We start from the raw sequence: 23680 nt of genomic DNA, 5'->3' as shown, positions 1-23680 counted from the left end.
CATAATTTTGTGATAAAACATGTCTATTTAATTGGATAAAATAGGGCTCTCTTTTGGATAACATTACCCATTCAGCTTTAAGTCATGCAAGTAGCGCGATTGCGCCCGAGAAAGTACCGCTATCAGCTCGGCCAACGTCACTGATCCCGGTTACCGCTACACTTAATAAAAATGGTGTACAAGTGCACTTTTCAGGTCATACATATAACGTAAAATTAGCAACGCCGTTAAGCCCACAACAGTTTGCTAAGGCTCAAGCATTCCTATTGAATATAGTGCAGCAAAGCGCTCTCGTCAGTAATACCGTTCAAATGCAACTGCTTACCTTAGGCCAAGCGCTCTATTTCCCAATGCCAAAAGCGATGCTTGCGCTAGCTAATCGCAATAATGTCTCCGAGCGAAAATTAGTCAAACTTGGAAATAAGAGTGAAGGTTACTTGCTACCAAATGCAAAAGTTTCAGGTTCCGAATTACAATTTAATAATGGCTCCAAGCTAACCCTTCCCATGTTGGCTTCATTAGCTAGTGGGGAGTATTCAGTGGCAGTGAAAACTCGAGCACAGCAGCTCTTTGTTAAGTTCACACCGATCCTGACAAAAATACCAGTAACTCTGGACAATACTCATAGCAGTAATAAGGAAACAGTAGAAACTGCGCCGCAGTCTGAGGCATTAAGTCACAGTAAAACCAACGTCAATCACCAGTACAAGACACTATTTTCCCAGCTAGAAAGTACACCGCTGCCGCAGATCGCTGAATCAAGCTCATTGACTGCTAAATTGCCAGTAGATATTGCCAAGCAAAAGAGCACACAAGATCCACAAAACTTTCTCACCTCAGCATTAGCAAAAGCGGGGAGTCTTCCCAGAACATCTATTAAACAAAGCTTGCCAACATCAAGCCTAGCAAGTGAGATGTTCAAGCGACTGCCGATGCTCAATCCTGAGTCGCTATTATCGCTGAGTGAACCCAAGAAATTAAAACAAGCACTACTTAGCCTTAATTCGCTCAATATTAATCCATCAAACTGGCAAGCAGGTACACCAAGCCATATAAATACCTTGAGCCTAGTCTGCCAACTATTAATAGGCCAAAGTGCAATGGAGCGCGCTACAGCGCCTCTAAGCACTGAGTTAACAAATAGATTGGCAGCCTTGCAAAGGCGCTTAGGGCTCTCTCCACAAATATTATCGATACTCGCAGCCACAGAGATTCATAAACCCTTGGGAGCACTGCTCAATAACCTAAGCCTGTATCAACATCAATCAGGTGTTGTTGACGGTATTAACCATTGGTATTTCGCTCTGCCCTATTCTATCAATCACTACCAAGAGCAGTTTGAAGGCCACTTTGAACAATCTAATGACCCACAAGAGAGTGCTAACCATTGGAAGCTGAGACTAAAATTCAACCTTTCAGCAAGTCCACTTATCATTACAGCTAAAGCAAGTGGCCTGGAGCCACTTGATAATGCTTTACGTATTGCCGTTGATTTTGCCAGTGACAGTCAAAATCTATTGAATAAGGTAAAACTACTCAGCCCTAAACTCACCAGTAAGATTGAGCAATTGGGTCTATCGGTAGTGGCAATAAACACCCAAAAACAAGCGGTACCCGCAACTTTACTACCGGGTGAACATTACTTGGTAAAAGTAAAGGTCTAACAGTAAAAGTGAATCCAGATCTAATAGCAGCTATAAACATGCGTCGAATAGATTGACCAATATGAATATAAAGGGAGAAGCCAATGAGTCGGCATGAGCAGTCAACCAAGGCTGTGGCAGTTAAATACGATCAAGGCACAGCGCCAAATATTTCAGCAAAAGCCGAAGGTGAATTAGCGCAAGAGATGATTGCGCTTGCCGAAGAAGCTGGGATCTTCATCCATAAAGACGAGCACCTATGCGAGTTTTTACAAAAAATGGATGTTGGTGAGGCTATTCCTAAGGAGCTCTATTTACTTATCGCAGAGCTAATTGCTTTTGCCTATGTACTAGACGGTAAATTTCCTGAAAAGTGGAATGGTATGCATGAAAAGATCATGGAGGAAGTTTAGCGGCTCGGCAAAGAAATGCTTAGGCAAACAAGCAATATCTATACAGTAACAAAAGTTTGGGGTGAATATTAGAGGTTCAAGTGCTAAGTTCTGAGTTCTGAGTTCTGAGTGTTAAGTGTTAAGTGCTAGAAATGCGTAAGTGACCATCTGACACTAAAACGTTGCTTGCTATTAATCGCTTGGTTTTCCAACAAGCGAAACGCCTTCAAAGTGAGATGACCAGCGGCTTTATGACTTCCTATGTAAGCGGATCAATAACTCAGCTTCAGCCTTAGGCAATTCACATTCTTGAATAAGCTCGTCAATACCTGCGCCTAAGTCGACCATTTTCATCGCTCTGGAATACAATCTAGCTTGTGGATCTTGCTGATTTGTCTCTTCAAGCTTGGCATCTTGCTGCTGCAGCTTCTTTTCGAGTTCCAGCACCCTGCGGCCAACCCCAATAGTGCCACTCCTAAGCTCTTGCAGTTCACGCTTTACCGCTTCTCTTTGCTTATCGCCATCTTTGACCAATAATGTTAGCGCTTCGACTTTCGCCCGTAGCTTTTTAGCTTGCTTACTGATAAGCACAACTGAGCCAATGGATAACACCACAAACAGTAACGCAGTACCGATTAAAATCTCTTCAGCAATCATTTATGGCTCTTTTCAATTAAAGGGGGTGAAGGCAAACATGCAAAACTAAAACAAACGCCCCGCTTAAGGCTAGCGGAACGTTCGTAGACCCACAGACGCCAAAATTTTATTCTAGCTTCCTATACTTATTTAGACTGTCTTAGCTTTTCCATCCCAGCTTAAACAGCCTAAACTGTACGCGACTAGATCTGTGTCAGTTCCATCCACTCTTCATCAGAGAGTAACTTATCAAGGTCAACTAAGATCAACAGTTCGCTATCGCGATTACTCACGCCTTGAATAAACTTAGCGCTTTCTTCTGTGCCAACATTTGGCGCATTATCAATTTCAGACCGACGTAAATAGACAACTTCTGCAACACTATCAACCAAAATACCAATAACTTGTTTTTCAGCTTCGATGATTACTATACGTGTCGAATCGTTGACGTCTGCAGACGCTAGGCCAAAGCGAGAACGCGTGTCGATAACCGTTACAACGTTACCACGCAGATTGATAATCCCAAGTACGTAATGCGGCGCACCCGGTACAGGTGCGATTTCGGTGTAACGCAGCACTTCTTGAACCTGCATCACATTGATGCCATATGTTTCATTATCTAGCTTGAAAGTCACCCATTGTAACACTGCATCATCATTGCCAGCCGCTACGGCTACACTATTTGAACTTGTCATAATCGCCTCAATCAATAGTTCTGTGACTATCTATTTAAATATTATATTAATACCAATCGTAGTAAATAACTGCTCACTCTAGCTTGTTAAAATACTCGATAACGTCGTTAAAAATTTTAATTGTAGAATAACTACTTATCAAAAATTCCTGCCTTGTTCTCAAGTGTTTTTCCTGCGCTATTTCTGAACACCTATTAATATGATTGGTATAAGCATATCTTTCTATGCGCTTCAAACCAATTACTTTAATATCGAAATACTACAAACCTATGCACTTTATCGGCATTTGGTATTTTTTCTAAACGAGCAATTGCAAATTTTGCCAACCTAGCACCTTGGCGACTCTTAGTAACCAAGAGCTAGCCTTGACTGCCAAGGCCTGAATCGAGCATAGCGATTAACGCATCAACATTTAAAATACCGCACATCTGCTCTTTTACTACCCCAGCAAGCCAAGGTCTTTTGCCCGCTTGGCTGCGCCAATTAACTTGTGACTTATGTATTTTCACCGTGTTAACCAATGACTCGCAGGTTAAGCCCCAGCTACTATCTTGCAGTACCACAATATATTGATAGTTAACGTTTTGCGCTAAGTCATCGTATTTTTCAGGCATTACCCAAGCGCAAGTATCTACCACATTAAGTTGAGACTCTCGGTGCTGCTGTACGCCTAAGTACCAACTGGGTCGCCCCATTAAGTGATTTATGCGCTCAAGGTTCACGATGCCACCTAAACTCACTAAAGGCACTGCTAACGTTAGCCCAGCAACTTTAAAGAAAAGCACTTGAAACTCGTCATCCAATTGCTCTATCAAATCTTTTGTAATGCTAGGAGGCGGCGAAGACTTTTTAATCTGCTTAAGATTAAGCGATTGATTATCCTCAATCACTTCTGCTTTGGGCGCTTCCGTCACAGACTCCTGGACCAGTGAATCACCTAGCGCGGCTATGGTGTCGCTGTCTCCAAGTATTTTTGATTCAACTTGGGCCTTTTTAGTTTGAGGTTTTTCAACCTTTTCAACCTTTTCAATCACAACTGAACTTTGCTCTTTTTCGGCAGCAGATACCGGCGCTAACAGTTGTTCCAACGCTTGGCTACTGACCCGTTCTTTAACCGCATACTCTTTAACTTCAGCCTTTGATTGAGCTTGCTGCTGCCTGTAAGGCTGACCTTTGGCCATTGGCATTACTGGTTCGACACAAGCGACCTCAGCGGCATCGTCAGTTAACAATAAAGTGAAGTAATCACTGACTGCGTCATCAACCAATTTTGACATGGGAGAAGTCCTTCGCAAGCAAGTCATCGAGTAGTCTGTCGTAAGCTTTTACGCCGCGGCTGCGCGGAGCGTAATGTGAAGCGGGTAAATGGCTCAAACTTGCATCTCTAAATTTAGTATCTACTGGAATAACATCAGACCAGAGCTTATTTTTATAATCTTGGTTCAGCTGTTCCAAGGCCGCTGTGGCCGCACGAGTTCTTTTATCAAACATGGTTGGCACGATTGTATAGCTATACTCGACTTTCTTTGAACGTCCCATCAGGATCATGGTTTTAACCATTCTATCCAGTCCTTTAATCGCCAAGAACTCAGTTTGAACAGGCACGATAATATGCTGGCTAGCTGCAAGCGCATTTACCATTAACACGCCAAGAACCGGCGGGCAATCGATAAGAACCACATCGTATTGGTCCTCTAAAAGCGCTAGCGCTTTAGTTAAAATTAGCCCCATGCCTTCTTGATGCCCGAGACTACGGTCTAACGTCGCTAATGCCATTGTAGAAGGGATTAAATCGAGATCAGGCACGTTGGTCGGCACAATATAATTGCCAATAGTGTCTTTGGTTAACTTGGTATTGGCTAAGAACAGATCATACAAAGAGCTCGGTAACTCTTCACTGTCGATCCCCAAGTAATAACCTAATGACGCATGAGGATCGGTATCGACCATGAGCACTCGTTTACCACGCTTGGTAAATGCGCCAGCTAAACTAGCAACAGTCGTTGTCTTACCAACGCCGCCTTTCTGGTTTGCTATGGTCCAAATTTTCAAAATGATCCTTATGATGGCTACGCCACCGTCTTTGAGAGACTTTAACTCACACTTAGCTAACTGCTACTCTTCCAACGCTCGAGTTGTGATCCTGATCCCGCCATGGGGCAGACTTATTAACTTAACGCCCTCTTCAGTAATGTTAACCATCTGCGCTTTGTCTGGGAGAGTGTATGTCATCTCCTCGGCCGCTCCATTGGGGCTTTGCTCTGTCATATCACTCGACGCGATTAACATTTTATCTTCAGTTATATTAATCTCTTGCCTTTTGCCATTTAGCTTAGCCGTAACTAACTCACTGCTCGCGTTAGAGGAGTTACCCTGTTGCATTAAAAGATTGTGACTCGACGGTTCTGTAGCTTCATCTGAATCAATAGATAAAGGAGCAAATGGGCGACTATTTTTTTTCTTATCCGTGGCAAGGTTATTCGCGGCATCGGAGTGAACAGATTGCTCTATAGAGGTTTGAATGAGCTGCTCAACACTGCCATCACCGATTGGCATTGATGTCAGCTCTCCCCCGCGAGCGCGAGCGACAAATGACTCTACAAACACCGGGTTTTCCGCCATCCAATTAGCCATGACCTCAGCTTGTTCATCGGGTACCATAAACAATATTTGGCTATCTTTTAACTCGGCCACTTCATCTAACAGTAATTGGTTCTTGTATCTGAGTTCAAAATAAAGTGAGCCTAAAACAAAAGCGGCAATACTGAGTAAAAAAATCACCAACAATGACACAGTATTCACCGCGCCTTTGCTGTTAGCTTTACAATCATATTGCCGTTGTTTATTAGCCATGTGCTGTCTCTTTGAGGATTGACTCAGCCATCTGCTCAATACTAATCGATTTAGTCGCTATACCTGCATTTGTCACGGCTTGCGGCATACCGTACACCACACAGCTTGCTTCATCTTGCGCCCAAATGTTGGCACCAACAGCTTTAAGCATACGAGCGCCTTCGCGACCGTCTGCTCCCATACCTGTAAGCACTACCGCTAATACATCACCCCCCAATAACTTAGATGCTGACGCAAAGGTGATATCAACACTGGGTTTATAGTTCATCTCTGGTTTGCCAGCGAGTACTTTAATACGACCAAAACTACCGCTACGCTCAAGCATCATCTGCATACCGCCAGGTGCCAGATAAGCGCATCCCGCACGTAGTTGATCGCCAGTTTGTGCTTCTTTTACTTCAATTTTGCACAAGCTATTTAAACGAGTGGCAAACGTAGGAGTAAATGCAGCAGGCATATGCTGAATAAGTAAAATCGGGTGCGGGTAATTTGCCGGCAATTGGGTTAACACTTTTTGCAGCGCTACCGGTCCGCCAGTCGAGGTACCAATAAGTAAAGCCTTATACTTCTTACCACTTGCACGAGTAACAGCGGTCGAACGACTGCTCGGTTTATCTGCCAGCTGTGACTGCACAGGTACATTAGAAGCTGCTGCACGGGTTAAAGGCACCGTTTGAGCCGCAGTTGTTCGCGGTTTTACCGTTGCTAATGAAGGACGAACAGAAGGCCTAAATAAACGGCGCCGACCTAATGTTTTAATGCGCTGCTGCAATAATGCAATAGCGTCGTCTTTATTCGTGGCAATGTCTTCGAATCGTTTGGGCAGAAAATCTAGTGCACCCGCTTCAAGCGCATCTAACGTTGCTTTGGCGCCATCGTGGGTTAATGATGAAAACATTAAAATTGGCACAGGACTGCTGGCCATTATCTGCTTAACCGCTGTTATCCCGTCCATCACGGGCATCTCAATATCCATGGTTATCACTTGCGGTTTAAGTTCTGCCGCCAGCTTAACAGCTTCTGCACCATTGACCGCAGTGCCAACCACTTCTAACTCTGGATCTTGACTGACAATCTCACTAACGCGTCGCCGAAAAAAACTTGAATCGTCGACAACTAGTACTTTAATGCCCATTTAAATTCCTATAACGCATGGGGTTCCTGCTTTCGCACCACGTAAAAAGGACAAGTCGAAAATAAACTTTCTTCTTGTCCCATCAATAAGACGTTAGCCTTTATTGCGTGCGTAGTGCTTTAGTAATCCTGGAACGTCCAAAATCAGCGCGATACCACCGTCGGAGGTAATTGTAGCCCCAGCCATTCCTGGGGTACCATGTAACAAGGTGCCGAGTGGTTTAATCACCACTTCTTCCTGTCCTATAAGCGAATCAACAACAAAGCCTATCTGCATCGTGCCTAATTGCACAATAACCACATGGCCATGCTGCCTATCTCCATGGATCCCGCCAGTTTGAGTTCGGGTGAGCCAGCTCTCTAAATAAAACAGCGGTACGGCTTTATCACGAACAATGACAGTTAGTTGACCATCGACCACATTGGTTTTAGTCAGGTCTAAGTGGAATATTTCATTCACGCTAGACAGAGGCAATGCAAACACTTGCTCAGCCACTTCAACCATTAATGTTGGCATGATAGCGAGGGTTAATGGCACTTTAATCTCTAAGCGCGTGCCTTTGCCTTTAAGCGAGTCGATAAAGATGGTGCCGTTTAACTGGGTGATCCGTGTTTTAACCACGTCCATTCCGACACCACGACCGGATATGTCTGATATTTCGACCTTGGTTGAGAAACCAGGCGCAAAGATCAAATTGTAAGCTTCTTCGTCGGTCATACGCGCTGCTGCATCTTCATCGAGCACACCGCGATCTATAGCGATATTTTTAAGCCGTTCAGGATCCATTCCTGCGCCATCATCCTCAATTTTGAGTAGGATATGATCGCCTTCTTGGCTTGCTGACAGCGTAATCGTTCCGCTACGAGTTTTTCCACTAGCTTCACGGTCATCAGGCATTTCAATGCCATGATCGACTGAGTTTCTCACCAAATGCACCAGTGGATCAGCTAACGCTTCAACTAAGTTCTTATCAAGGTCGGTATCTTCGCCCACCATAACAAGATCAATCTCTTTATTAAGGCTACGAGCTAAATCTCTGACAACACGCGGGAAACGGCCAAATACTTTCTTAATTGGCTGCATGCGGGTTTTCATTACTGCGCCTTGAAGATCGGCTGTGACTAGGTCTAGATTGGCTAGAGCCTTCGACATCTCTTCGTCATCTCGTGAGATCCCAAGACTTAATAATCGATTGCGAACTAATACCAACTCACCAACCATGTTCATGATCTGATCGAGTCTTGAAGTATCTACGCGCACTGTTGTTTCAGCTTGCGGCATATTATTGCCTGTGGCTTTGGGCGCTGATTTAGCAACAGGCTTTGCTTCCGCCTTAACTTCAGCTTTAGCAACAGGAGCGGTAACGGATTTTTGTTGTGATGTCGTGATCGCTTGAACCACTGGCGCTTGAGCAGCAGTGGTTTCAACTTCTGCCGATTTATCTACATTTACCGCAGCAGGTGCTGCACCTGAACCATGCAACTCATCAAGTAAACGTTCAAACTCGTCATCGGTTATCTCATCAGAGTCAACAACATGATTAGATTCTTCAATCACTGCCGGAGCAGCAGGCGCCTTAAACTGGCCTGAGCCATGAAGCTCATCCAATAAAGATTCAAACTCATCATCGGTAATGTCATCAGAACTTTGTGCAGCATCAACATTACCTGCCGGAGCATCAACACCTGGTCCGTTGCCACTGCCGTGTAATGCATCGAGTAATGCTTCAAATTCTGCGTCATTGATGTCATCGATACTGCCGCCAGCGGTCATATCGGCAGTTTCCGTAGCAACGGGGGCTTGTGGCGCAATCGGCTCCACAACGGGTGCTTCTTCAACTACCGCGACACTTTCTACTTCGGCAACACTCGCTTGAGTATCTGCCATCTCAGACGGCAGCAATTGCCCAGCACTGAGTGTTTTTAGTTGCGCTAGCAAATCGGGATCTGCTGGGGACTGAGGTTGACCGGCTTGAGTTTCGGCGAACATAGAGTTAATAGCATCAACAGCTTGCAGGATTACATCCATCAAGTTGGCGCTAACATCTCGCTTGCCCGTACGCAAAAGATCGAAGGTATTTTCTGCTTCGTGGCAGACATCAACCATTGGTGTCAAGCTGAGGAAACCTGCACCACCTTTTACGGTGTGAAAGCCTCTAAAAATGGCGTTAAGCAGATCGGTATCGTCAGGATTATTTTCTAACGTGACCAGTTGTTCCTGTAGAAGCTCTAAAATTTCACCAGCTTCAATCAAAAAGTCCTGCAGTATCTCTTCATCAACATCAAAGGACATTCTTTTGACTCCCTTAAAAACCTAAACTCGAAAGCAGATCGTCAACTTCATCTTGACCCGTCACGACATCCTGACGTTTTTCTGCGTTCATAATAGGACCTTCGGCTTCAACATCTCGCGATGGTGCGCTTTCATCAGCAGTTGCTGGTTGCTCACCAAAGACTGTCAACATCGATACTAAGCTGTTCTCAACTTCTCTGACGAGATCAATCACTCGGCGGATCATTTGGCCTGTTAGATCTTGAAAATCTTGTGCTAGCAATATTTGATTAAGAAGTTCTCTTACTCGGTTCGCATCCGATTCGCTTCTTTCAACAAATTGCTGAATATCATGGCATAACGCTTTAAATTCAGTCAGCGGTAACTCTCGGCGCATGAGTTTATCCCACGCAGGTTTTACCGCTTGAATATTATTGCTTAAGGCATTAGCTAAAGGTAAACACTCTTCTACCGCATCCATGGTCTTATTTGCTGCTTGTTCCGTCATATCAATGACGTAGGTCAAGCGCTCTTTAGCATCTGGGATTTCAGTATTGGCAAGTTCAATCAGGCGGTTATCCACTTGAAAGTCTACAATTGCGCTGTGGAGCTGGCGGGTTAGACGGCCAACTTCATCAAAGAGTTCTTTTTGGATCGGTGAGGCTATTTCTCTCACCAATTCATCGGCTTTTGCTTGCTCGCCGTCGCGAAGTAACGCGACGAGGCTCTCAGCTTGCTCGAGAGTAATGAGCCCTGAAGTATCTTGCTGCATTGCTCATCCTTGCTTAACCTAGTCGCTCGAAAATTTTATCTAGCTTTTCTTTAAGCGTGGCTGCGGTAAAAGGCTTAACTACGTAACCGTTAACACCAGCTTGCGCTGCTGCAATAATCTGCTCACGCTTCGCTTCAGCCGTTACCATCAATACAGGTAAGTGTTTTAGCTCATCATCGGCACGTATCGCCTTTAAGAGATCAATACCTTGCATTCCTGGCATGTTCCAGTCGGTTACGACAAAATCAAAATCGCCCTTCTGTAACATAGGTAAGGCTGTTGAACCGTCATCTGCTTCTTGAGTGTTGTTGAATCCCAAGTCTCGCAACAAGTTCTTGATGATACGTCTCATTGTTGAAAAGTCATCAACAACAAGAATCTTCATATTCTTGTCCAAGGTTTCCTCCGCGGAACTTATTTTTTAGTGTTTATTGTTATGCTTGCGTCCAGTGCTTGAGCTTACCCTTGAGTCTTAGCATCGCCTGACTATGGATCTGGCTAACTCTAGACTCACTGACCTCAAGAATGGCCCCAATCTCTTTTAAATTTAATGCTTCATCGTAATACAGTGACAATACCAGAGCATCACGTTCTGGTAATAGTTTTATCGCCGCCACTAATGCTGAATGAAATTCAACTTCAGCCAGCGACTCATAAGCCACATCATCATGATTGTCTTCGTGGTTAACCACATCAACCGCGACACCTAAATCTTCAATGCCAACAACTTTGCCCACTGATACATCATTTAGAATGCTGTAATACTCATCGAGCGACATCTCTAATCGCTCTGCTATCTCTGGATCTCGTGCATCACGACCAAGCTCTTGCCCTAGCTCATCAATCACTTGCGCAACTCGGCGCTGATTGCGATGTACTGATCGCGGTACCCAATCACCACGTCTTATCTCATCTAACATAGAGCCGCGAATTCTGATCCCTGCGAAGGTTTCAAATTTCGCGCCTTTACTGCCATCAAACTTTGATGATGCCTCTAACAGCCCCATCATACCCGCTTGCAGCAAATCATCTAACTGCACTGACGCCGGTAAGCGCGCCAATAAATGATGGGCAATTCTTTTTACTAGCGGTGCATACTGTTCAACGATAGAGGTCTTATTATCTAAACTAGTATACGCGGCCGCTTTATTCACCTGATTTATCCTCTTTATAATCAGGACGTTGGACCAATCGTTCTACGAAGAACTCCAAGTGTCCACCAGGTTGAGAAGGTATCGGCCAACTCAATATCTTGTTCGCAAGTCCGTGATAAGCAATGGCAGCGGGAGACTTAGGGAACGCCTCAACAATCAGCTTTTGCTTTCTTACTGACTTACGTAAATTCTCATCGAAAGGCACGGTAGCAACCAGTTCAAGCGCAACATCTAAAAATCTATCCGTCACTTTACTTAACTTGGCAAACAACTCCATACCTTCGCGTAAACTGCGCACCATGTTAGCAACAATTTTAAAACGGAACACACCGTGTTCGCGACTCAAAATTTTAATCAGTGCATAAGCATCGGTTATCGATGTTGGTTCATCACAAACAACGATTAATACATCTTGCGATGCCCGAGAAAAACTGAGCACCATGTCTGAGATCCCGGCGGCAGTATCAACGATTAAAATATCAAACTGGGTTCTCATTTCACTAAACGCGCGGATTAAACCTGCGTGTTGCGCTTGAGTCAGTTCAACCATTGACTGGCTACCCGAAGTTGCCGGAATGATCCCAATGCCCTTTGGTCCTCTTAAGATGACATCATCTAATTCGGCATCTCCGGACAAAACATGAGATAAATTTTTCTCAGCGCGCAAACCTAACATCACATCTACGTTGGCTAAACCCAAATCGGCGTCTAAAACGAGCACGCGTTTGCCCTTTTCGGCTAACGCTACGGCGGTGTTAATTGATACGCTGGTTTTACCAACGCCACCTTTACCACCAGAGACGGCGATAACTTTTACTTTTTCATTATTTGGCTGATTCATCATACGTAAACCACTTGCTTGATCGGGAGTCATGTTTTTACTCAAATGCATGGGTCATTTCTCGTGACCGCTCACTGTTCTGTAATGGTTCTAATTCTTGGTTATCTAACACGGCTAATGCTCGGTTGGCTAAAGCTAACGTGTCAGCCACTTGCATATCTTCAGGAACGCGTTGTCCATCAGTCACATAACTCAAAGGTAACCCACTTTGGATCAGTACACTTAGCGCTGGCGCTAAAGACACTGATTCATCTAACTTAGTCAGTACCGCGCCAGAAAGCGGGATACGGGTAAACTGTTTTACGGCGTCTTCAAGTACTCGACGCTGGCCTGTTGCAGACATTACCAGATAACTACGAATAGGTATTGCGCTATTTGCTGTCAAATTATCGAGTTGCTGGAATAGACGCAGATCTCTCTGGCCCATACCTGCCGTATCAATCAAAACTAACTTACGGTTTCTAAACTGATACAAAATCTGTTCTAACTCATTAAAATCATGAGCCTGCTTAACTGGGCATCCCATTATTTTGCCATAAGTTGCCAATTGCTCAAAGGCTCCAATGCGATAATGGTCCGTCGTAATCAATGCAACTTGATCTGAACCATGATGCGCGGCAAATCTAGCGGCTAATTTGGCAACAGTCGTGGTTTTACCAACACCTGTTGGTCCAACAAATGCGACCACACCACCTTGACGAACAATGTCGTCGCCTTGGTTATCTAACATATTGGCTAAACTGCGCGGCAATGAAGCAACCAGTTCAGCCGGAGAATAATGTTCGCTCAAATTTGACAGCTTTTTGGCAACGGCAGGTGAGAACTCAGCTTCTAACAGCTTGCTCTCTAACATCGCACCCACAGGATCCGTGCGCTTCTTTTGCTCAGACATTAAGGTGCTAACCTGATGGGTCAATAAGCTACGAATTGACGCTAGCTCCTCTTTCATCGCATCCATTTCAGCGCTGCTATTTTGTTTCTGTGGTGCAAAACTGTCCGGCGCTCTATTCGGGGTAAATTCCGCCTTTGCAGGCTCTTTCGATTTAGCAACTTGTGCCTGTAAACCTTTAGCCCACTCGGGCATATCGAGCTCTTCGCTACGTGTAGCTGAAGTGTGCTGGTTTACTCTGCTTTGTTGACGTTCAAGCAGCGCTTGTAGTGAATCTGGCGCTGGCGTTGGGTTAGCACGAGACTCTGATTTTACATTCGCTCGCGACCCAAGTGTCACTTTTTCATCACTTAGGTCTGTAAAGGCAGCAGGAGACGGCGCCGTTGCCGCAATTTGAGGCTTAGGATCGTCATAGTCCACAGCCGCGACGATTTCTATTCCGCCAGTGACTTTTTTATTCGACATGATGACAGCATCAGAGCCCAAAGTTTCTTTAACTTGAGCTAGGGCCGAGCGCATATCTTTTGCTAAAAACCTTTTAATCTTCAATTATTCGCCCTCTACTGTCCAACAGCGGATACGATGCGTATCTGTTTCTCATCAGGTACCTCTTGATAGGAGATCACCCTCAGGTTTGGAATCGTATGCTTAACAAATCTTGATAATGTTGAACGTAGCATGCCTGATGTTAATAAAATTGCTGGTTGACCGACCATTTCTTGGCGCTGTGTGGCATCAACCAGTGACTTTTGCATACGCTCTGCAAGGCTTGGCTCAATATTAGGACCGTCACCTCCAGTTGCTTGCATAGACTGATGCAACATCTGTTCCAACTCTGGCGCCAAAGTAATGACAGGGATCTCGAGTTCAGGCCCGCTGATCTCTTGAACGATCATTCTCTTTAAGGCTATTCGCACAGCTGCAGTGAGCACTTCGGTATCGGCACTCTTAGGTCCGTACTCTAATAATGTCTGCACTATGGTCTTCATATCTCGAATCGATACGCCTTCATTAAGCAGGTTCTGCATGACCTTAACCACTGTGCCAAGCGGCATAACATCAGGGATAAAGCCATCAACCAATTTCGGCGAACTCTTAGCGAGCATATCTAGTAACTGCTGCACCTCTTCGTAACCGAGTAACTTGGAGGCATTATTAGTCAGTAATTGACTGATGTGAGTGGCCACTACCGTCGCAGAGTCTACAACTGTGTAACCTAAGGTCTGAGCATGCTCTCTGAGCTCTGGAGCAATCCATACCGCTTCCAAACCAAAAGCAGGATCGGTGGTTTCGATACCTTCTAACTTACCGAATACTTGACCTGGATTGATCGCAAGCTCGCAATCGTGACGAATTTCACCTTCACCAGAGGAAACCCCCATTAGCGAGATCCGATATGCATTTGGCGACAAGTCTAAATTGTCACGAATATGCACCGCTGGCACCAAGAAACCCAGTTCTTGAGATAACTTCTTACGCACCCCTTTAATTCTGCCAAGCAGTTCGCCGCCTTGGCCTTTATCAACGAGTGGGATCAAGCGATAACCCACTTCAAGGCCAATTGTGTCAACGTGTTGAACATCGTCCCAGCTAAGCTCTTTAGGTTGGGCATCACGTTTTTCGACAGGTCCAGATTTAGCCAGTTCCAAGGCACGTTCTCGGTCAGTCTCTTTCTTCTTGTTAATGAAATAGGCTGAGGCTCCGGCAATAGCCGCCAGTGATAAAAACACAAAATGAGGCATACCAGGCACTATGCCCATCACAAACATCACTGCTGCAGCAATGGCCAGAGCCTTCGGGCTGTCAAACATCTGACTCATCATCATTTCGCCCATATCGCCAGATTCATTTTGACGAGTCACCATTAAGGCGGCGGCGATTGATAATAAAAGACCAGGTATTTGTGCAACAAGACCATCACCAATGGTCAGTAGCGTATAAATCTCAATAGCATCGGAAAAACTAAGCCCATGCTGAGCCATACCAATGACGAAACCGCCAAGAATGTTAATCACCAAGATTAATATCCCTGCAATTGCATCACCTTTTACAAATTTTGAAGCACCGTCCATCGCACCATAAAAATCAGCTTCACGGGTTACCTCGGCGCGTCTTGCACGCGCTTCCTCTTGACTAAGCAGCCCTGCATTCAAATCGGCATCAATAGCCATCTGTTTACCTGGCATCGCATCAAGGGTAAAGCGAGCACTAACTTCAGAGATACGCCCAGCACCTTTAGTAACTACTGCGAAGTTAATGATAATTAGGATTAAAAATACCACTAGGCCAACAGCATAATTACCACCAATCACTACCGAGCCAAACGCCTCAATCACTTTACCTGCAGCGTCACCGCCATTATGACCTTCTAGCAATACAACGCGGGTGGAGGCTACGTTTAGTGCTAGTCGCAGCAATGTGGCAACTAACAATACACTGGGAAAAGCGGCGAAATCTAACGGCCGGTCACTATAGATAGCAACAAGTAGCACAACTAATGCAAGGGCGATATTGAAAGCAAACAGAATATCCAGCAGAAAGGCAGGCATGGGTAAAATGATCATAGCCAGTGCGGCTAAAACCAGTAAAGGGGTACCCACTCCTTTAAAATGTGCGGGCTTTAATTGTTTTAATTGCCCAAGTCTTGCGTTAAATTCCATTCACCCTAAGTCCAATCTTTGACGCCTATTGGCTGTACTGCAAATTTAGTACCAAAAGTTGTATTAATACCAATTGCATTAAGTATTTGACCAGTTCAGAGCCCCTCAGTCTTTTCAATTCAAAGCGCATTGGTAAAGAAATGGTTATTCCCTTTTAAGCCAATGCAAAGCAGAAGTGGAAAGACTGAGCGGCTCACGCAGTGCGGGTTTCAAAACACTGTATGCTTCGCTATGAGATTTGGATATAGAATAACTATTAGCTCAAATCCCATTACTTGCCTACAGCGTTTTGAATTCCCGCTGAATGGTCAAAATTTTAATGCAATTGGTATAAAACATTAGCCAGTAACAAAACCAATAGAGACGACCTGCTCACATTGTAGAGCGTGCACACTATAACCTGAAAAGAATAAGCAAAGAATGGAAAGCCAAGTAAGTGCTTATTTATTATACACTTCAAGCTTTAAAATGAGACTTCATTACAAGGCCGTAATCTCAAGCCTATAATTTGATGGCCTGCTCAGTATTTTAGCTCATCAGGAATGGGTTGCTTTGTTGGAATAGCATTGGGGCGGCGGCCTTTACCTTTTTGGTACTGACGCAATTGAAATACATAGGCAAGCACTTGCGCTACCGCAGTAAATAGCCCTTCAGGGATCTCTTGATCTATTTTGGTGGTATGGTAAATAGCACGGGCTAAAGGCGGTGCAGTTACAATAGCTACATCATGTTCTCGGGCAATTTCGCGGATTTTAAAGGCCACTTCATCCACCCCTTTAGCCACCACGAACGGTGCAGTTGATTTAGCAGCATCATATTTGACCGCCACTGCATAATGTTCAGGGTTAACCACGATGACATCAGCATTAGGCACCTCGCCCATCATTCGCCTTTGTGCCATCTCTTGTTGTAACTGACGAATACGCCCCTTAACTTCGGGCTTACCTTCGGTATCTTTGTATTCATCTTTAACTTCTTGCTTAGTCATCTTTAACTGTTTGGCGTGATGCCAAATTTGATAAGGTACATCGATAGCAACAATAATAAACGTCGATGCACACAGTAAGATGAAAATCCATGAAACCAGATCTAATGCATGATAAATATTGCCGGGAAGATGATCTTGAGACAACATTAAAATATCATTCAAATATATTTTCAAAACTAGAAAGGCGGTAATCGCTACCACCGAAAACTTAGCAATACCTTTGGTGAGTTCAACCACAGCTTGTACGCCAAACATACGCTTTAGACCTGCAACAGGGCTCATTTTGCTCGGTTTGGGCATACAGGCTTTGGCAGAAAAAGACATCCCCCCCAACGCCACGTTACCAGCAAAGGCAATCACAGCGAGTAATAAGATAAAACCTAGCAAAGGCGCTGCTAATTCACTGCCCACCATGCTCCAGATATTCATCATCTGCCGAGTATCAAAGATCTCATCACGGGTTAAGGTAAATAGGTTGGTCATAATGGTGTGCATCGCTTTCGCAATGCTTGGCCCGGTCATAACAAGCCCAACTGAAGCGGCAATAAGAACGGCTGAGGTTCCTAAATCTTTGGAGCGTGCAACCTGACCTTTATCTTTAGCCTGTTGCAACTTTCTGGAGGTTGCTTCCTCTGTTTTTTCTTGGCTACTGTCATTTTCAGCCATGACAGCCCTCCATCATGACTTGAGATATGGCTAAGATAAATTTCGTCAGCAATAACATCAATTAAGTGCACCATCTAAGCTGCACTGTAGTTCAAGAACATTACATAGCAGAATTTGCACCTCACGCCACACTTCATCAAAGTGAGCCATGATTGGGGTCAATGTTAACCACAGGATAAACAAGCCACTAACCATGGTTACAGGGAAACCAATGGCAAAAATATTCAGCTGTGGTGAAGCACGCGTCATTACCCCAAAAGAGAGGTTGATCGTCAATAGCGCCACGATGGCCGATAGCGACATGGTCAGCGCAGCGCCAAACATATAACCGACAAATTCGGTAAACATACGATAACTTGCGAGGCTCAGACCTTCCATTGATACAGGAATTGAATCAAAACTCGCCACCACCATTTTGATTAATATTAGATGCCCATCTACCGCCAAAAATATCATGGTTGTGAGCAAAAGAAAGAAGTTAGCAACGACTGGTGTTTGTTGTCCGGAACCTGGGTCTATCATGGAGGCGAAACCTAGACTGGTCTGCATACCGATGATCTGCCCGGTTAACACAAACGTCTGCATTAACAGCAAGGTTGAAAAACCCATGGAAACGCCAATGATGATCTGCTGAAAGGTGACAAACACGGCGCTCAAGGAGAATAGCTCTATATCAGGCATTGGCGGTAGCACTGGCACTACGGCAGCTGTGACAGTCAGAGATAACAACAATCTAACCCGCGACGGAGTGGTATTAGCACCAAATACCGCCATCACCATAAACATGCTGGAGATCCGTGTTAATGGCCACATGTAGCCAGCAATCCCACCCATTATGGTATCAAGTAAGATATTCATAATTACAGCACAGTGCTTGAATGCTGATGCTGTAACAGAGGCCGTTCAGACAGTTGCAATAGCATGATCAACCGATGACCTGAGGGATCATATTGACCATCTGCATAAAAAACTCCATCATCGTTTGTACCAGCAGATGGCCCATCAGCATTAAGCCTAAAAGAGTTGTTAGCAGGCGCGGTAGGAAACTTAATGTTTGCTCGTTAATTGAAGTTGCCGCCTGAAATACCGCCACAATCAAGCCAACAATCAGCCCTGGCACAATGATCATTGAAACGATCGTCACAATAACCGCTAAGGCTTCTCTAAAAATATCAATCAGTGCTTCAGGAGTCATACGCTACCTACAACCCAAAACTGTTAGCTAACGTGCCCATCACTAAACTCCACCCGTCAACAAGTACGAATAGCATGATCTTAAACGGCAAAGAGACAATCATAGGCGATAACATCATCATACCCATCGCCATCAAGATACTGGCGACCACTAAATCTAACACCAAAAATGGCACGAATAGCATAAAGCCTATCTGGAATGCTGTTTTCAGTTCACTGGTTATGAAAGCTGGAATAATCACGCTCATTGGCGCATCTTCCGGTTCATTGATATTTTGGTATCCGGAAATTTCGATAAAGGTATCTAAATCAGTTAACCGAGTTTGGGATAGCATGAAATCTTTCAGCGGCCCTTTACCTGTATTAAAAGCATCCTGAATAGGCATTCCCTGCTCAATATAAGGTTTGACCGCTTGTTCATAAATCTTATCGAATACCGGAGACATAATAAAAAATGTCATGAACATACTAATGCCGATTAAGATCTGATTCGAGGGAGCTTGCTGTAAACCGATTGCTTGACGCAAAATCGACAAAACCACAATAATACGGGTAAACGAGGTCAACATAATGACAGCTGCAGGGATAAAACTCAGCGCGGTCATCAGCAGTAAAATCTGCATGGTTACCGAATACTGCGTAGAACCATCAGCGCCCGTTGATACAGTTACTGCAGGTAAAATTCCCGTTTCAGCTAACACTGTAGGGGATATTAATGACAGCGCGAGGCCGCCAAATAACACAATCCATTTTATCATCGGGACGACTTCGCTTGACGTAAACGACTCGCAAAGGAGTCAGTGGAGATCTCAACGGGATCACTAAGCTTATCAACTAAATTAACTTGGTGCGGGGTAACCCCAAGTAAATACTGTTGCCCGTCAACTTCTACGAGTACTAGCTTCTCTTTTTGGCCCAGTGGTGTAACAGCCAGTGTTTTCAACACACCTTGGCTGCTGGGTACCAAATTAAGTCGTTTCACCATATAAGCAAGAGCAAAAATTAATAGCAGGACAACAATCAGCCCTCCGACCATACTGGCAAGTGTGGCAACACTTGAAGGCGCTGCCGATTTTTCCGCAGTTGCGGCAACCGTGCCAAGACTAGCTAATGCAAGCTGAAAACTCATTGCTAATCCCTTTATTTAAGCTTTTTGATACGCTCAGTCTGACTGATAACGTCGGTTAAACGAATACCGAATTTGTCGTTAACAACAACCACTTCACCATGAGCGATTAAGGTGCCATTAACCATCACATCGAGAGGTTCACCTGCAACACGATCAAGTTCTACAACCGAGCCTTGGTTTAACTGCAGTAGATTACGAATATTGATAAAACTGCGACCCACTTCCATTGAAATGGTGACAGGGATATCCATAATCGCATCAAGTTTTGATGCTTCTTCTTCGCTTAGTGGCGCGGCATCGCTGCTAAATTCATCTAGCTCTACAGCTTGTGCCTCTTCAATTGCTTGCTCTGCCATTGCTGCAGCCCAGTCATCACCTGTATCTGTACTCATTTACTTATCACCTTATATCTCAGAGCGTTCGCGTGGCTTACCTTTATGGGTAACCAACTGCAGTTCCGACTTAACCGTTTCTGGTCTTTGTATTTGTTCACAAATCTTTAATGCAAGATTCTCTTTAGTTTTCCCCATCTTACAACGATAAGTGGGTAGATCTTCAACTTTCAAAATAATGTGTTCAGGCAGCTCAACAGGGATCACATCCCCAGCCTTAAACTCAAGCACGTCACGTAATGTCACCTGATGTTCTACAACGGTCGCGTCGATCCCAACATCAACATCCATGATCTCGTCTCGTAGTGCCTGCGACCAGCGCATATCAGTATCTTGCGTATCACTTTGTACACCAGCATCGAGCAGCTCTCGAATAGGTTCGATCATCGAATACGGCATAGTGATGTGGAAATCACCACCGCCACCATCGACTTCGATATGGAATGAACTGACCACGACCACTTCGGTTGGACTCACGATATTCGCCATCGCTGGGTTGACTTCAGAGTCGAGATAATCGAACTCAACATCCATCACCGGCGCCCAAGCTTCTTTATAATCTTCAAAGATAATTTTAAGCAGCAGTTGCACAATTCTGCGTTCAGTGGGAGTAAATTCTCGTCCCTCAATCTTGGCATGAAAACGTCCATCGCCACCAAAGAAGTTGTCCACTAAAATAAACACAAGCCTTGCTTCCATGGTAATAAGCGCGGTCCCTTTTAATGGACTAAAGCGCACCATGTTTAAGCTTGTCGGCACAAAAAGAGTGTGCACGTACTCACCGAATTTGAGCATTTGTACGCCGTTAATTGACACTTCGGCCGCACGGCGCATCATGTTAAACATGCTGATTCGCAAGTGGCGAGCAAAACGCTCGTTAACAATCTCCAGCGTTGGCATTCGGCCACGCACAATACGGTCTTGCGAAGAGAAATCATAGGAACGGGCATCAAGCTCGCCGTCCTCTATCATGTCCTCTTCGACGTCATCTACACCGTGTAGTAGCGCATCAATTTCGTCTTGGCTTAATAAATCACTCACGATATTGCCTTTGCCTATATAAAAACGTTTGGTTTACAAAAAGAGCCGTGTAAATTTACTGCATTACAAAGCCGGTAAATAATACTTTTTCAACGACTTTACGACCAATAATTGGTTGCAGAGTATTTTGTACATTGAGTAATGCTAAAAGTCGCAGCTCATCTTTACCTGCTAAGGTACTGAGTTTCTGCACATCCGCACCGCTAAAGGTGGTCAGTAAGGCATCTTCAATTAATGGGATATGCTTTTTAATCAACACATCATCATCTTTACCACGCACCATTAACTGTACTTTGATTTCGACGAGCCGAGTACGACCGTTGCCTGGTAAGTTAAACAGAAACGGGCGTGGCATTGCCGCGTAAAAGGCTTCCCTTTTATCCGACAGATTTTTTTCGGCAACCACCTCTTCATTGCCCGTCCGCTCAGCGGTATCATCGCCACTTAATAGCAACCATAGTGTTGCTGCAATAATAATGATCAGTACCGCTGCAATGCTGCCAAATAGCACTAACTTCTTCTTACTTTTCGGCTTGTCACTGACTTCAAGCTCTAATGATTCTTCTTCTGCCATCTGCTTTCCCTAACTGGACTTTTATGCGCTTGCCTAACTCGGTCAATCTCACAAGTTAAGCCAAGTCTTTAACTGTGCTATAGGTTACCTGCTTATGCGTAATAATCTATACCTGAAGCCGAACTTGTTGCCTGATTTGCGCCAACAATCAACTCTTCTGCTGAAATTTCATCCATTTCGCTGTGACTATTACCTTGGCTGTCTCTATCACCTTGGAATGATTGGTCATTACCTCGGTCACCTTGTGATACTTGGCCATCCGTTAATTGCATACCTTGCTCGGCTAACATTTCACGTAATCTTGGCATTGCTTGTTCAACGAGATCTCGAGTTTGATGCTGGCTCACCTGGAACTGCACTTGAGTTGTATCCCCCTGAACTTGGATCCGTACCATCATACTGCCAAGCTCTGCAGGGTCGAGCCTGATCTCAGCGTGTTGCACTCCCTGACTGACCATGGTCATCAACTGCTGTTTCATTACCGGAGAGAAACGTTGGATCATCTCCTGCATTTGAGTCGCTTGATCTGCATGTTGTTTCAGCGCTAATTGTATTTGCTGCGGTTCTACACGAGTTAAACTCTGCTGAATTTGTAGATTATGTGCTTGCAGGCCAGATACTGTCTTAATATCTTGGGTAGACTGTTCTTCATTGCCGCTAGCAAGGTTTGCCTCCAGTCCCATTTGAATAGGTGTGAGCCTCACTGATAGCTCAGCGCCTTTAAGCTGCTCAGCAGCCGCAGTATTGCTAAGTTTTCCATTATTGCTATTGTCTATATCAGCTCGTTTTGAAACCGCTTCAGTAGTGTTTGTTGTAGCAGTTCCCGTTTGAATAGCTGCTTCTTTGCCTAGAATGTCGCGGCTTTCAGCTTTAGTGTTCGGATCGATTGCTTGCTGAGATAACACATCTGCCTCAGCGCTATTGTGTACTAGTTTTGGGCCACGATTAGCACTGTTGCTTACTTCAGAGCCACTTGCTGTATCGATTTTATTAGCAGCAGTGTTAAGTCCATCGGCAGTATTTGTGGTTACCATACTTGGGGCCGCTACGATTGCGTACTGGGCTAATAGCTTACCGTCGGCATCTAAAATCTGGCTTTGCGCCAGCAACGCTTCAAGTTCAGCTTCAGGCATTTCAGATAGTGCTTGTTCGGATATGCCAGTTTGCAAGCTTAATGCTTGTAAGATCTCATCAGATAACGCGGTGGATTTGTCTGAGTCGCTGTTGTCAGTTTCTTCAGCGCTTGCTTTCAATATGACAAGCTCTGCAGCAGTATCTTCGTCTAACGGCAAACCTTCGCCGTCAGCGGCAATCTTCGAGTCAGCATGAGTATCTGTGCTAACTGGAAAGTTGTTGGCAAGGTTAATTTGAGCCAGCACCTGATTAACATCATCACTGCTGTTTGACTCTTCATTACTCTTAGCGTCTTTCAAGTCGCCTTGTTTTTGTTCACCTGTCGTTGCAGTGGTTAATGCTGCGTTTCCATCTACTGTTTTTTGCTCAGTAGTAGCGCCCTCTTTGCTGGCCTTTGCAAGTGCCGCAGAGAAATTATCACCTTCTGCGCTCGGCTCGGGCTTTGCGCTTACAGCTGTCTTTTTAGCACTGGCAGCATCGGCACTACTGAGTAATATATTGGTCATCTGCTGCATAACTTCTCCGTCAGCGTTGCCATCAAAGCAAAAATAGATAGTTAGGTTGGGTAATTAGCGTCAAAATATCGGCTTAAGTGCTCGCTTAAATTACCTATTACCTACA

Annotated in this window: 24 protein-coding genes; 2 read left to right on the top strand and 22 right to left on the bottom strand. The window is 44.7% G+C overall.

Going from position 1 to position 23680, the window contains the following annotated elements:
- Positions 1-53 precede the first annotated feature (53 nt).
- Positions 54-1664: a hypothetical protein gene (locus L2730_RS08535; protein WP_248974181.1), complete on the top strand. Its 1611-nt coding sequence runs from the start codon at positions 54-56 to the stop codon at positions 1662-1664.
- Between the two features lie 83 nt (positions 1665-1747).
- A complete protein-coding gene (locus L2730_RS08530) occupies positions 1748-2056 on the top strand; it encodes an EscU/YscU/HrcU family type III secretion system export apparatus switch protein (RefSeq protein ID WP_248974180.1) in 309 nt (102 codons plus the stop codon).
- A 228-nt stretch (positions 2057-2284) separates the two neighbouring features.
- Here L2730_RS08530 and L2730_RS08525 read toward each other — a convergent pair whose 3' ends face one another.
- From L2730_RS08525 to L2730_RS08420, 22 genes are all read right to left on the bottom strand, one after another.
- Complete coding sequence (locus L2730_RS08525; protein ID WP_248974220.1) at positions 2285-2689, bottom strand: DUF2802 domain-containing protein; 405 nt, start codon at positions 2687-2689, stop codon at positions 2285-2287.
- Positions 2690-2874: 185 nt separating this feature from the next.
- Positions 2875-3366, bottom strand: coding sequence for a chemotaxis protein CheW (locus L2730_RS08520; RefSeq protein ID WP_020911709.1), 492 nt, complete (start codon positions 3364-3366; stop codon positions 2875-2877).
- 359 nt (positions 3367-3725) lie between these two features.
- Positions 3726-4643, bottom strand: coding sequence for a chemotaxis protein CheW (locus L2730_RS08515; protein WP_248974179.1), 918 nt, complete (start codon positions 4641-4643; stop codon positions 3726-3728).
- Positions 4627-5418, bottom strand: coding sequence for a ParA family protein (locus tag L2730_RS08510; RefSeq protein WP_248974178.1), 792 nt, complete (start codon positions 5416-5418; stop codon positions 4627-4629). Before L2730_RS08510 ends, L2730_RS08515 begins: the two co-directional genes overlap by 17 nt.
- 63 nt (positions 5419-5481) lie before the next feature.
- Positions 5482-6219 (bottom strand): hypothetical protein, encoded by a 738-nt coding sequence (locus tag L2730_RS08505; protein WP_248974177.1) that lies wholly within the window; start codon positions 6217-6219, stop codon positions 5482-5484.
- Entirely contained in the window at positions 6212-7354 is a 1143-nt protein-coding gene (locus tag L2730_RS08500) for a protein-glutamate methylesterase/protein-glutamine glutaminase (RefSeq protein WP_248974176.1), read from the bottom strand. Before L2730_RS08500 ends, L2730_RS08505 begins: the two co-directional genes overlap by 8 nt.
- 93 nt (positions 7355-7447) lie before the next feature.
- On the bottom strand, positions 7448-9646 hold the full coding sequence (locus L2730_RS08495; protein WP_248974175.1) for a chemotaxis protein CheA: 2199 nt from the start codon (positions 9644-9646) through the stop codon (positions 7448-7450).
- A gap of 13 nt (positions 9647-9659) precedes the next feature.
- Positions 9660-10397 carry a protein phosphatase CheZ gene (locus L2730_RS08490; RefSeq protein ID WP_248974174.1) on the bottom strand — a complete coding sequence of 246 codons (738 nt, stop codon included), beginning with the start codon at positions 10395-10397 and terminating at the stop codon, positions 9660-9662.
- Positions 10398-10410: 13 nt separating this feature from the next.
- Complete coding sequence (cheY, locus tag L2730_RS08485) at positions 10411-10794, bottom strand: chemotaxis response regulator CheY (RefSeq protein ID WP_012143382.1); 384 nt, start codon at positions 10792-10794, stop codon at positions 10411-10413.
- Between the two features lie 37 nt (positions 10795-10831).
- Entirely contained in the window at positions 10832-11551 is a 720-nt protein-coding gene (locus tag L2730_RS08480; RefSeq protein ID WP_248974173.1) for an RNA polymerase sigma factor FliA, read from the bottom strand.
- Positions 11544-12425: a MinD/ParA family protein gene (locus L2730_RS08475; RefSeq protein WP_248974219.1), complete on the bottom strand. Its 882-nt coding sequence runs from the start codon at positions 12423-12425 to the stop codon at positions 11544-11546. Before L2730_RS08475 ends, L2730_RS08480 begins: the two co-directional genes overlap by 8 nt.
- Before the next feature lie 4 nt (positions 12426-12429).
- Complete coding sequence (gene flhF, locus L2730_RS08470) at positions 12430-13830, bottom strand: flagellar biosynthesis GTPase FlhF (RefSeq protein WP_248974172.1); 1401 nt, start codon at positions 13828-13830, stop codon at positions 12430-12432.
- Between the two features lie 11 nt (positions 13831-13841).
- On the bottom strand, positions 13842-15941 hold the full coding sequence (flhA, locus tag L2730_RS08465) for a flagellar biosynthesis protein FlhA (RefSeq protein WP_248974171.1): 2100 nt from the start codon (positions 15939-15941) through the stop codon (positions 13842-13844).
- 520 nt (positions 15942-16461) lie between these two features.
- The gene (gene flhB / locus L2730_RS08460; protein WP_248974170.1) at positions 16462-17595 is read right to left on the bottom strand and encodes a flagellar biosynthesis protein FlhB; all 1134 of its coding nucleotides are present in this window, start codon (positions 17593-17595) and stop codon (positions 16462-16464) included.
- Positions 17596-17652: 57 nt separating this feature from the next.
- On the bottom strand, positions 17653-18453 hold the full coding sequence (gene fliR / locus L2730_RS08455) for a flagellar biosynthetic protein FliR (protein ID WP_248974169.1): 801 nt from the start codon (positions 18451-18453) through the stop codon (positions 17653-17655).
- 67 nt (positions 18454-18520) lie between these two features.
- The gene (fliQ, locus tag L2730_RS08450; RefSeq protein ID WP_020911694.1) at positions 18521-18790 is read right to left on the bottom strand and encodes a flagellar biosynthesis protein FliQ; all 270 of its coding nucleotides are present in this window, start codon (positions 18788-18790) and stop codon (positions 18521-18523) included.
- Between the two features lie 7 nt (positions 18791-18797).
- A complete protein-coding gene (fliP, locus tag L2730_RS08445) occupies positions 18798-19547 on the bottom strand; it encodes a flagellar type III secretion system pore protein FliP (protein WP_020911693.1) in 750 nt (249 codons plus the stop codon).
- Positions 19544-19918, bottom strand: a complete 375-nt coding sequence (gene fliO / locus L2730_RS08440) for a flagellar biosynthetic protein FliO (RefSeq protein ID WP_020911692.1) — start codon at positions 19916-19918, stop codon at positions 19544-19546. The genes fliP and fliO overlap by 4 nt, the downstream gene beginning before the upstream one ends.
- Positions 19919-19929: 11 nt before the next feature.
- Complete coding sequence (fliN, locus tag L2730_RS08435; RefSeq protein ID WP_020911691.1) at positions 19930-20310, bottom strand: flagellar motor switch protein FliN; 381 nt, start codon at positions 20308-20310, stop codon at positions 19930-19932.
- A 12-nt stretch (positions 20311-20322) separates the two neighbouring features.
- The gene (fliM, locus tag L2730_RS08430) at positions 20323-21351 is read right to left on the bottom strand and encodes a flagellar motor switch protein FliM (RefSeq protein ID WP_248974168.1); all 1029 of its coding nucleotides are present in this window, start codon (positions 21349-21351) and stop codon (positions 20323-20325) included.
- 55 nt (positions 21352-21406) lie between these two features.
- Positions 21407-21925, bottom strand: a complete 519-nt coding sequence (gene fliL / locus L2730_RS08425) for a flagellar basal body-associated protein FliL (RefSeq protein WP_248974167.1) — start codon at positions 21923-21925, stop codon at positions 21407-21409.
- A gap of 92 nt (positions 21926-22017) precedes the next feature.
- Positions 22018-23574 carry a flagellar hook-length control protein FliK gene (locus tag L2730_RS08420; RefSeq protein WP_248974166.1) on the bottom strand — a complete coding sequence of 519 codons (1557 nt, stop codon included), beginning with the start codon at positions 23572-23574 and terminating at the stop codon, positions 22018-22020.
- Positions 23575-23680 lie beyond the last annotated feature (106 nt).

Source organism: Shewanella kaireitica, assembly GCF_023284045.1.
Classification (GTDB): domain Bacteria; phylum Pseudomonadota; class Gammaproteobacteria; order Enterobacterales; family Shewanellaceae; genus Shewanella; species Shewanella kaireitica.
This window is presented reverse-complemented; position numbering and strand designations above follow the sequence as displayed.

Bases quoted from the DNA above. Each gene is read 5' to 3' on its own strand.
- L2730_RS08530 (WP_248974180.1), top strand. From the start codon at position 1,748: ATGAGTCGGCATGAGCAGTCAACCAAGGCTGTGGCAGTTAAATACGAT.
- L2730_RS08520 (WP_020911709.1), bottom strand. From the start codon at position 3,366: ATGACAAGTTCAAATAGTGTAGCCGTAGCGGCTGGCAATGATGATGCA.
- L2730_RS08515 (WP_248974179.1), bottom strand. From the start codon at position 4,643: ATGTCAAAATTGGTTGATGACGCAGTCAGTGATTACTTCACTTTATTG.
- L2730_RS08505 (WP_248974177.1), bottom strand. From the start codon at position 6,219: ATGGCTAATAAACAACGGCAATATGATTGTAAAGCTAACAGCAAAGGC.
- L2730_RS08500 (WP_248974176.1), bottom strand. From the start codon at position 7,354: ATGGGCATTAAAGTACTAGTTGTCGACGATTCAAGTTTTTTTCGGCGA.
- L2730_RS08495 (WP_248974175.1), bottom strand. From the start codon at position 9,646: ATGTCCTTTGATGTTGATGAAGAGATACTGCAGGACTTTTTGATTGAA.
- L2730_RS08490 (WP_248974174.1), bottom strand. From the start codon at position 10,397: ATGCAGCAAGATACTTCAGGGCTCATTACTCTCGAGCAAGCTGAGAGC.
- L2730_RS08475 (WP_248974219.1), bottom strand. From the start codon at position 12,425: ATGACTCCCGATCAAGCAAGTGGTTTACGTATGATGAATCAGCCAAAT.
- flhA (WP_248974171.1), bottom strand. From the start codon at position 15,941: ATGGAATTTAACGCAAGACTTGGGCAATTAAAACAATTAAAGCCCGCA.
- flhB (WP_248974170.1), bottom strand. From the start codon at position 17,595: ATGGCTGAAAATGACAGTAGCCAAGAAAAAACAGAGGAAGCAACCTCC.
- fliR (WP_248974169.1), bottom strand. From the start codon at position 18,453: ATGAATATCTTACTTGATACCATAATGGGTGGGATTGCTGGCTACATG.
- fliQ (WP_020911694.1), bottom strand. From the start codon at position 18,790: ATGACTCCTGAAGCACTGATTGATATTTTTAGAGAAGCCTTAGCGGTT.
- fliP (WP_020911693.1), bottom strand. From the start codon at position 19,547: ATGATAAAATGGATTGTGTTATTTGGCGGCCTCGCGCTGTCATTAATA.
- fliO (WP_020911692.1), bottom strand. From the start codon at position 19,918: ATGAGTTTTCAGCTTGCATTAGCTAGTCTTGGCACGGTTGCCGCAACT.
- fliN (WP_020911691.1), bottom strand. From the start codon at position 20,310: ATGAGTACAGATACAGGTGATGACTGGGCTGCAGCAATGGCAGAGCAA.
- fliL (WP_248974167.1), bottom strand. From the start codon at position 21,925: ATGGCAGAAGAAGAATCATTAGAGCTTGAAGTCAGTGACAAGCCGAAA.
- L2730_RS08420 (WP_248974166.1), bottom strand. From the start codon at position 23,574: ATGCAGCAGATGACCAATATATTACTCAGTAGTGCCGATGCTGCCAGT.